This is a genomic window from Flavonifractor sp. DFI.6.63, assembly GCF_024462255.1.
GTDB classification, from domain to species: Bacteria; Bacillota; Clostridia; order Oscillospirales; family Oscillospiraceae; genus Lawsonibacter_A; species Lawsonibacter_A hominis.
The window spans coordinates 72037-79870 of record NZ_JANGBE010000015.1 but is presented as its reverse complement, the minus strand read 5'-3'; the positions used below and the strand labels follow the sequence as shown (position 1 = coordinate 79870).

Here is a 7834-nt window from a genome sequence, read left to right as displayed (position 1 = left end):
TACCGCGGCCAGATCGTCATGGTTGGTAATGGTCGCCATTGCCGCACGGTCCATGGTGCCGTCTTCCTTTACCGCCACCACCCCCGAGGTATCCGGGACCTGCTTGACACAAACGATTGCTTTCATATCGTATTTCTCCCTCCAGTTCCTTCTTAGTTCACGCCCAGGTTGGCAGAGATGACCATCCGCTGCACTTCGCTGGTGCCCTCGTAGATCTCCGTGATCTTCGCGTCGCGCATCATGCGCTCCACAGGGTACTCGCGGGTGTAGCCGTAGCCGCCGAACAGCTGCACGCACCGCCGGGTCACGTCGCTGGCCGTCTCCGCCGCCACCAGCTTCGCCATCGCCGCGTCCATGCTGTAGGGCTCGTGGTTCTGCTTCTTCATCGCCGCAGAGTATACCAGCCACTTGGCGGCCTCGGTCTTGGCATACATGTCGGCCAACTGGAACTGGGTGTTCTGGAACTGGGAAATGCGGCGGCCGAACTGGACGCGCTCCTTCGTGTACTTGATGGTCTCCTCAATGGCGCCCTCGGCCAGGCCCAGCGCCTGGGAGGCGATGCCGATCCGTCCGCCGTCCAGCGTCTTCATCGCGATGCTGAAGCCCTTGCCCTGCTTGCCCAGCAGGCGGTCGCCGGGGATCACGCAGTCCTCCATGATCAGCTCGCAGGTCGAGGAGCCCCGGATGCCCATCTTCTTCTCGTGCTTGCCCACCGAGAATCCCTTGTCCGTCCGCTCCACGATGAAGGAGGAGATCTCCTTCTTCTTGCGCCCCTTCTTATCCGTGGACACTCCGGTGATGGCGATGATGATAAACACGTTGGCATAGCCCGCGTTGGTGATGAAGATCTTCGAGCCGTTGAGCACCCAGTCCCCGTTCTCGTTCTTCACCGCGGTGGTCTGCTGCCCCTGGGCGTCCGTGCCGGCCCCCGGCTCGGTCAGCCCGAAGGCGCCGATCCACTCGCCGGAGCACAGCTTGGGCAGATATTTCTTCTTCTGCTCCTCCGTGCCGTTTTCAAAAATGGGCGCCGCGCACAGGGAGGTGTGGGCCGAGATGATAACCCCGGTAGTCCCGCAGACCTTGCTCATCTCTTCCACCGCCATGACGTAGCTCAGCACATCGGCCCCGGCTCCGCCATATTCCTTCGGAAAATAAATGCCCATCATCCCAAGCTTGGCCATCTTCTTTACCGTCTCCTCGGGGAACGCCTCGTTCTCGTCCACCCACTCGGCCAGCGGCTTGACTTCGTTCTCCGCGAAGTCCCGATACATCTTGCGGAGCATTTCATGCTCTTTGGACAGGTGCAGATCCATTTGTTGCCTTCCTCCTAGATATGTATTTCAGAACGGGCGGGCGGGAGCGAACTCCCGCCCGTCGTAATGCGTGCGGTCAGGGAACTGCGTCGTTCCCGGTCTTACTTGGAGTAATCGAAGAAGCCCTTGCCGGTCTTGCGGCCCAGCTGGCCGGCGCGGACCATCTTGCGGATGAGCAGGGAGCAGCGGTACTTGGGATCGCCGGTCTCCTTGTACAGCGTGTCCATGATGGCCTGGCACACATCCAGGCCCACCAGATCGCCCAGAGCCAGCGGGCCCATGGGGTGGTTGGCGCCCAGCTTCATGGCCGTGTCGATGCCCTCTGCGCTGGCCACGCCGGTGTACAGCAGGTCGGCGGCCTCGTTGATCATGGGGATGAGGATCTTATTCACCACGAAGCCGGGGGCCTCGTTGACCTCCACGGGCTCCTTGCCGATCTCCACGGACAGATCCCGAATGGCGGCGAAGGTCGCGTCAGAGGTCTTGGCCCCGCGGATCACTTCCACCAGCTTCATCACGGTGGCGGGGTTGAAGAAGTGCATCCCGATGAACCGGTCCTCCCGCTTGGTCGCCGCGGCGATGGCGGTGATCGAGATGGAGGAGGTGTTGGAGGCCAGGATAGTCTCGCTCTTGCAGATCTTGTCCAGCTCGGCAAAGATGCTCTTCTTGATGTCCAGATTCTCGATGGCGGCTTCCACCACCAGGTCCGCGTCCGCAGCCAGGTTCAGATCGGTCGTGAAGCTGATCTTGCCGGTGATGGCGGCCTTGCCCGCCTCGTCCAGCTTGCCCTTGGCCACCAGCTTGTCCAGCCCCTTGTTCAGACGGGCCTCGGACGCCTGAATGATCTCGTCCTTGATATCACGGACCACCACGTCGAATCCCTTGCGGGCGAAGACCTGGGCAATATCCAGGCCCATCGTGCCGCCGCCGATCACTACGACTTTCTTCATATTATGTAACCTCCTTGTGTTTTGGGTGCGAAATTACTTGTTCTGGAAGTGCTTCTCCGCCCGCTTCTCCAAAAACGCGCCCATCCCCTCGTCCTTGTCCCGGGTGCCGCAGGTGACGCCGAAGGCCTCGGCCTCAAAGGAAGAGCCGGTATTGATATCGGTCTGCATGCCCTTGCGGATGCAGCGCTTGGACTCGCACACCGCGATCTGGGCGTTGGCGCAGATCGCTTCGGCCATCTCCATGGCCTTGCCCATCAGCTCCTCGGGCGGATAGACCTCGCTCACCAGCCCGATGGCCTTGGCCTCTGCCGCTCCGATGACCTTGGCGGTGAGAATCAGTTCCATCGCCTTGGAAATACCCACGATACGGGGCAGACGCTGGGTCCCGCCAAAGCCGGGCGTGATGCCCAGGCCCACCTCGGGCTGGCCGAACTTGGCCTTCTCGCTGGCCAGGCGGATATCGCACGCCATGGACAGCTCGCAGCCCCCGCCCAAAGCGAAGCCGTTCACCGCCGCGATGACGGGCTTGCTCATATTCTCCAGCTTCAGGAACACATTGCCCCCGTGCACGCCGAACTTCTTTCCGTCGATGGAGGAAAACTCCTTCATCTCACCGATGTCCGCCCCCGCCACGAACGAGCGCCCCGCGCCGGTCAAAATCACTACGTAGATCTCGCTGTCCTGCTCCGCCTGATCGATGGCCGCGTCCAGGTCGGTCAGTACCGCGCTGTTCAGCGCGTTCAGCGCCTCCTGCCGGTCAATGGTCATTATGCCCACATGACCCTGCTTCTCCAGCTTCACAAATCCCATCTGTGCTGCCTCCTTACTTTCTGTACGGATTCCACAATATCTCGGCCCGTCGACCTATTATATCATGGGCAAAACGGCATGAAAAGCATTGTTTTTTTCCTGACGAACCGCTCGTTCGCTTTGTTATTTTTTTAACATTCCATACCTAAAATAGTATACCGCTTCTCTGTCAAACAGGCAAGGGTGCGTGCCGGAGAAATCCGTTATTTTTTTATCAATGATTATAGCAAAAATGCACAAAGCCCCTAAAAAAGGGCCCTGTGCATACCGGAAATATAGGCAAACTCTTCCGTTCGCTTTTTCATTCTAACGCAGCAAAGCGTTCTGCCCAGGCAGCTTGCGCGCCGGACTCCGGGCGCGTATCTCCGCTTTCCCGGTCCGCAGGCGAATCCGCCCTATCCTATCAGCCCGGACAGCCACTGGGCCGCCGGTAAGTACACCAGCGGCAGGAAGATCGCCGGGAGCATATTGCCTACGCGGATCTTTTCCTTGGGCAAGCCCAGCATATTGATCCCGATGCCCACGATGATCGTCCCGCCCACAGCACTCATCTCGGTGACGATTTCCGGCGCGATCCCCTGTCCCACCAGGGAAAAAATCAGGGTCAGCCCGCCCTGATACGCCAGGATGGGCAGGGCGGAAAACGCCACGCCGACGCCCATGGCGGCGGCAAAGGTAATGGATGTAACGCCGTCAATGACCGCCTTGGAGATGATAATATCATAATTGTGGTTCATGCCCGCCTCCATGGAGCCATTGATGGCCATGGCGCCCACGCAGAAGAGCACCGAGGCGTTGACGAAGCCCTCCACAAAGCGGTTGTTGCCCTCTCCCCGGATCAGCTTGCGCCGCAGCACCCCGCCCAGGCCGTCCATGCGCTTTTCAATATTCAGGCCCTCGCCGAGCAGGGTGCCAAGGACCATACAGATAATGACGCAGAGAGTATCGTTGGTTCTGATCATGTTGGAGATGCCGATGCCCAGGACGCATAAGCCCAGCGCGAACATCAGGCCAGAGGAAAAACGGGCGCTGATCCGGTTTTTAAAGATCAGCCCCAGAGCACTGCCCAGCAGCACCAAGATCACATTGATAACCGTTGCCAGCATACGTCTCTCCTCCACTTTTACACAGCAATGTATGAACGGCAGTATGATACGCTTTTTCTGCCTGTTTGTCAAACCGGCATTCCGGACAGCCCCTGCGAATAAGCTTGTAGAGTAAAGGGGGGCGCGTCTTGAAACTCGACCGCACATCCATGCTCTACGCTACCCTGGTGCTGACCGGCACCAGCCTTGCTTCCCAACTGCTGGGGTTTCTTTACCGTATCCTGCTCTCCCGGCTGATTGGGGCGGAGATCATGGGGCTTTATCAGCTCATCATGCCGGTCTATTCCGTGGTCATGTCCATCACTGCCGTCGGTTTGACGGTAGCGATGTCCAACCTGTCCTCGGAGTACCATGCCCTCGGCAACCGCCTGGCCATCGCCCAGGTGCTGCGCCGGTGCCTGGCGGCTTTTTTGATCCTGTTCTCTCTGGTGGCGGCGGTAACCGCTTTGCTCTATGACCCCATCTCCGTCTATCTGCTGGGAGACGCCCGCACGCAGCTGGGCCTGCTCCTGCTGCTGCCCTGCATCCTGCTTACCGGAGTGGAAAATCTGCACAAGCACTTTTTCTACGGCACCGGCAACATCCGCCCCCCCGCCGCTGTGGAGCTGTGCGAGCAGCTGATCCGCACCGGGGCGGTGCTGGGCCTGCTGGTGGTCTTTCTGCCCCAGAACCCGGAACGCACGGTGGGTCTGATCGTGCTGGGCATGATCTGCTGCGAGGTTTTTTCCGCAGCCGTGCTCTTCCTGCTGGCCCGGCGGCAGCTGAACCGGGCAGGCGGGCTTCCCGGCACGCCCCTGCGCCCACGGGCGCTGGACCGGCGCATTGCCGCCATCGCCCTGCCAATCGGCATGACCGCTCTGCTGGGCAATCTGATGGGCTCGGCCAACGCGGTGCTCATTCCCCAGCGTCTGGTCGCCGCGGGCGCCCAGGTCTCCGAAGCCATGAGCGCCTTCGGCGTGCTCTGCGGCATGACGATCCCCATGCTCTATCTGCCCACCGCCTTCATCGGGGCGCTTGGCCTGGTGCTGGTGCCCAAGCTGGCCGAAAGTACCGCCCTGGGCCGCTCGGGGCAGGTCCAGCGGCGGGTGGACCGCTCGATGCTGGCCACCTCAGTGCTCATCCTGCCCTGCATGGCCATTTTGGTGGTGCTGGGACCCATGATCGGGGTCTACCTCTTCCGGGAGCCCACGGTGGGTGAGTACATCCTTCCGCTGTCCGTAGGGGTGCTGTGTTCCTGCTATCAGTCGGTGCTCTCCGGAGCGCTCAACGGCGTGGGCCGGCAGAGCGCCGCCGCCCGCAACTCGATCCTGTGCGGCGTGGTGCAGTTGGGCTGTACCTTCTTTCTGATGGGCCTGCCGGGCGTTGGCCTGCGGGGATACGTGGCCGGGTTCGTGGCCAGCGCGGTACTGGGTATGCTTCTCAACTGGCTTCAGGTGCGAAAGGCAACGGGCCTAAGGCTGCAGATCTTCCAGTGGTGCACCGCGCCCGCCCTCTCCGCCGTATTGATGGCCCTGGTCGTCAATCTGCTCTTTCACGTCCTGCTGGACGCGGGCCTGGACGGCCGCTGGGCCGTGGCGGCCTGTATCGCCTTCGGAGCAGTGCTCTACCTGGCCGCTCTCCAGGCCCAGGGCGTGCACCTGCGCCGGCTCTTCCGGCTGCACGGGTAGGCAGAGGCATAGTTTACGGCGGCCGCTCCCCTTTGCAGGCGTCCGCCGGAGCACCGTATATAAAGAGGAGGGCCGCGGCAGACGCCGCAGCCCTCCTCCTGCTTTTCCGGCCCGCCGCTCCAGTACATCAGGCGCTTCCGGCCCGCATGACTTGTTCAGAAAGCCTCCCGGTCCTACGCTTCCATCAGCTCCCGCAGCAGCGGTTCGAATTGTACCCCCTCCAGCACCGGGGTCCCCAGCGCCAGGGTGTGCCGGGCACAGCGCTGGACGAATTCCACCGCCTTCCGGACGCCGGAGCACAGCGCTTCTCCCCGGAGCAGGCTGCCCAGCACCACGCTGGCAAACAGATCGCCCGTCCCCGGGAAGTGGGCCGGCTCCTGCCGGGCCATGGCAAACCCGGTCCGGCCATCCGCGGCGTCGAAGTATCCCGCGCCGATCTCTCCCCCGGTAAAGCTCAATCCGGTGAGCACCACCGACCGCCTTCCGTCCCGGCTCAGCCGTTCCAGCCAGGCCCGCGCCGCCGTCTCGCTCCCTGGTGCGTCGGCATACTCCTCCCCCAGCAGCAGGGCGGCCTCGGTCAGGTTTGGGGTAATCACATCGGCCAGGGCGGCCAGTTCCCCCATCGCGCGGCACATATCGGGGGTGTAAGTGCGGTAAGGTCTTCCGCCGTCTCCCATCACCGGGTCGCACAGCACCACGGTATCCGCGCCCCGAAAGCGCTCATAAAACCGGCGGATGGCGGCGATTTGTCCCGCCGAACCGATAAAGCCGCTGTAGACGGCGTCCAGCGCTACGCCCAGCGCGGCCCAGTGCTCCTGCGTCTGCTCCAGTTCCCGCGTCAGGTCCAAAAACGCCGCTTTCCCCAGCTCAGGAAACGCTGTGTGCGCGGAGAGATAGGCGGTGGGCAGCGGGCAGCACTGGGCCCCCATGGCCGAAAGCACCGGCAGCGCCACGGTCATGGAACAGCGGCCAAATCCTGAAATATCCTGAACGGCGGCCACCCGTGGGGCTCGTTTCATGGCGGCTCCTCCTTTTTCGTCGTCTGATCGCCTCTCATTATAGCCGTTTCCTCGCCGGAGCGCAATTGACTTTTTCCCGTCGGGATGATAAACTGAATATTAATCTGCGCAGGTATGGCGGAATTGGCAGACGCGCGGGATTTTGGCGCTGTTACCTCGGCGAGGGCGTTTTCTTTTTCATTTTGCGTCAAAGGAGTCGCTATGTCCCTTGGAGATGCTGCAAGCGTTGCTACGCTTGTGCTTTTTATATTTTACTTTATAGGCCGGATATGGACCATACGAAAGAACACCCAGCTTATGCTCGAAGATTTTTCCCTTGAGGACGCTTCGGATTGTGTGGATTTTGCAGACAGCCGCGAAATCTTTTACCATCTTGAAAATTCCGAGTATGGGGAAATCATCTCCATGCGCTGCAAACAGCCGCTGCTATGGCTTCACATCATCCCGATCACATACGATGGCGACGCTCGGAAAACCGTCAGGCGGAAAGCGGTCCCTATTATTTCGCATGATAAGCTGATCCCGGAAAACAAGCCCATCTATATTCGCACGGACCTTCCAGAGGGGTTTCCGCGGTATATGGTCAGATTCCGCAGGTTTGATTACTTTGAAGGTTCTTTTGAACTGTCGTATGACGGACGTTTTGGCGGAATGCACCCCGCGGAGTACCATCTACATCCGACTTTCAAAGGCTTTTTATATTATTTTTTCCGATAGCGAAAAAGCAGTCGGTATTTTCCGGCTGCTCATATACGCGGGCATGATGGAATTGGTAGACATGCGAGATTTAGGTTCTCGTGCAGCGATGTGTTGGGGTTCGAGTCCCCATGCCCGCACCACGTCGGAGCAAGCTTTGTATCGCTTGCTCCGACTTTTTTCAAAAATCGGATCGCCCCCACGTCGCTGCTCCTCCTTTCCAAGTCACAACCGCTTCGTTGGGTTGTGATTTGGTTGAGGAAGCGTTTTTCG

At 60.5% G+C, this 7834-nt stretch carries 7 protein-coding genes, 1 tRNA gene and 1 pseudogene; 3 read left to right on the top strand and 6 right to left on the bottom strand.

Going from position 1 to position 7834, the window contains the following annotated elements; all coding sequences use genetic code 11:
- From NE547_RS09775 to NE547_RS09755, 5 genes and pseudogenes are all read right to left on the bottom strand, one after another.
- Positions 1 to 126 (bottom strand): annotated as a pseudogene (locus NE547_RS09775) (electron transfer flavoprotein subunit beta); the annotation flags it as partial.
- Between the two features lie 26 nt (positions 127 to 152).
- Entirely contained in the window at positions 153 to 1313 is a 1161-nt protein-coding gene (locus NE547_RS09770) for an acyl-CoA dehydrogenase (protein WP_186908070.1), read from the bottom strand.
- A 101-nt stretch (positions 1314 to 1414) separates the two neighbouring features.
- Positions 1415 to 2263 carry a 3-hydroxybutyryl-CoA dehydrogenase gene (locus tag NE547_RS09765; RefSeq protein WP_256175684.1) on the bottom strand — a complete coding sequence of 283 codons (849 nt, stop codon included), beginning with the start codon at positions 2261 to 2263 and terminating at the stop codon, positions 1415 to 1417.
- A 33-nt stretch (positions 2264 to 2296) separates the two neighbouring features.
- Entirely contained in the window at positions 2297 to 3073 is a 777-nt protein-coding gene (locus NE547_RS09760) for an enoyl-CoA hydratase-related protein (RefSeq protein ID WP_256175682.1), read from the bottom strand.
- A 395-nt stretch (positions 3074 to 3468) separates the two neighbouring features.
- On the bottom strand, positions 3469 to 4179 hold the full coding sequence (locus NE547_RS09755) for a DUF554 domain-containing protein (RefSeq protein ID WP_186908067.1): 711 nt from the start codon (positions 4177 to 4179) through the stop codon (positions 3469 to 3471).
- A gap of 128 nt (positions 4180 to 4307) precedes the next feature.
- On the opposite strand from NE547_RS09755, the gene NE547_RS09750 reads away from it, so the two are divergent.
- Positions 4308 to 5846 (top strand): polysaccharide biosynthesis C-terminal domain-containing protein, encoded by a 1539-nt coding sequence (locus tag NE547_RS09750; RefSeq protein ID WP_243204787.1) that lies wholly within the window; start codon positions 4308 to 4310, stop codon positions 5844 to 5846.
- 173 nt (positions 5847 to 6019) lie between these two features.
- Here NE547_RS09750 and NE547_RS09745 read toward each other — a convergent pair whose 3' ends face one another.
- Positions 6020 to 6865 (bottom strand): pyridoxamine kinase, encoded by an 846-nt coding sequence (locus tag NE547_RS09745; protein WP_186908066.1) that lies wholly within the window; start codon positions 6863 to 6865, stop codon positions 6020 to 6022.
- Positions 6866 to 6979: 114 nt separating this feature from the next.
- Between NE547_RS09745 and NE547_RS09740 the strand changes: the two genes are divergently transcribed.
- Together NE547_RS09740 and NE547_RS09735 are read left to right on the top strand one after the other, a co-directional pair.
- Complete coding sequence (locus tag NE547_RS09740; RefSeq protein WP_256175680.1) at positions 6980 to 7582, top strand: hypothetical protein; 603 nt, start codon at positions 6980 to 6982, stop codon at positions 7580 to 7582.
- A gap of 37 nt (positions 7583 to 7619) precedes the next feature.
- Positions 7620 to 7704: transfer RNA gene (locus NE547_RS09735), tRNA-Leu, on the top strand.
- Positions 7705 to 7834: the final 130 nt, after the last annotated feature.